Genomic DNA, 1,527 nt, shown 5'->3' with positions numbered 1-1,527 from the left:
CTTGCAGTTACCCATAAATTTTTTCTTCTGTAATTTGATAGGAGAGAGCACCTGTAACGATATCTGCCAGGCGAGACATTCCTCTCCAGATAACAGTTGTTCCGGGCGGAGCATCGGAAGCGCGATCAAGGTAACCACCCAGTCTGGCGACTGCCCGGATGTAAAAATCCAGGTCTGGTGAAGTGCTGAGTTTGCGTATGGGTGTGAACTGTTCGAGTATTTGGCGTTCCACATCTGTAAAAACGGTAGAAGGCGACGTCCCTGGTAATTCACGCCTGAGCATTGTTATCCATGAGATACGCCAGGCCACCACGCAGCATAAGGCGATACAGTTTGCGAGCCGGCCTGCGGTCGTTAGGCGGAGCTCTTCAAGCTTGCATCCTGTTTTCAACGTTCTGAAAAATGTCTCTATTTTCCAGCGTAGGGCATACCATTCCAGTTTGCCTACGGCGTCCTCATAAGAAGAGACAGGCAGGTTTGTCAGCAGTTTCCACATGATGGCAGCCCGATCTCCCGGTGGGTCGACTTCCTGGGCATGAATGACCTGAAGATGCTGATGTTTATATTTTTTCTGTTTCCCGATGGGAGGACAGACGGTCATTGTGGCATAGCGGATGGATAATCTGGCTTCCTGTAATTTACCCTTTCCATCCCGAAACCGGATTGTATGTATCCCGCAGGGTTCAGTTGTAGCCATCACCTGAGCGATCGTGGTATTCCCGTCTTCTGCCAGACGATCTACGCAGCTTCTGACCAGAAAGTTTGTTCCAAGTTCGTTAGCCAGGCAATAGAGTTCGTAAATGTCACTTTCCCGATCGCCAACATGGACGCATCGTTCCGGGGCCCCAGTCAGATCGCAGGAGCGGCGCAGGTTGTCGAGCCAGCGCATGCTTTCTTTCTGCTCTATGGGCATGCGGGTCGGGTTAATCCTGCGTTTCAGGGCTGCGGTTCCTTTGAACTTGCTCCGCGACCAGAATTTGGCGGCAGTCAGACCAAGCGGAAGCCCTTCCGGAGTGACGGCCAGACTGGCGTGCATCAACAGACCACAAAGCGTGTGCAATCGGAAACGCCCTGTTTTTTCCCTGCCTCCCGTAGAGACCTTGGTAAACCCGATCTTTTCGGGAGATGCTCGGGTGAAGGAAAACTCCGTTGTATCCTGCAGGATCAGGACTGGCCCTGCAGTCGCATCGAAACGCTGGGCGGTAGCAGAAAAATGCCCTTCAAGGATTTTGTCTTCGCTTACATTTGCATTTGCAAAAAATCTATATGCTGCCTTGGTCGCAGACCAATCCTGAAATGCCGTCGGGAGAGACTTGCCCGGTCGTTCAGCAAGTGCCGCGAGCATCGTGCCCAGACGCCTGTTCAGGCGCTCGTCGCCAAGGTCAGATCCGGATATTTCCTGTATGACCCAATCCTGTACCATTCTCACACCCCGCCTGCATAAAGGTGACAGAAAAGGAATCACAACAGATTCATCTGCATCAAGCACAAAATTCAAGAACAGCAGATTTGTGGGTAACTGCAAGC

At 51.8% G+C, this 1,527-nt stretch carries 1 protein-coding gene; it reads right to left on the bottom strand.

Annotated elements, in window-relative coordinates:
- Positions 1-7 precede the first annotated feature (7 nt).
- Positions 8-1,527 (bottom strand): IS4 family transposase (locus tag CFR71_RS15715; protein ID WP_207781410.1); only part of this gene is annotated, 1,520 nt, incomplete at its 5' end.

The organism is Novacetimonas pomaceti (genome assembly GCF_003207955.1).
Lineage (GTDB): Bacteria > Pseudomonadota > Alphaproteobacteria > Acetobacterales > Acetobacteraceae > Novacetimonas > Novacetimonas pomaceti.
Note: the sequence above shows the minus strand (reverse complement) of the source record. Positions and strands in the feature narration are given on the sequence as shown.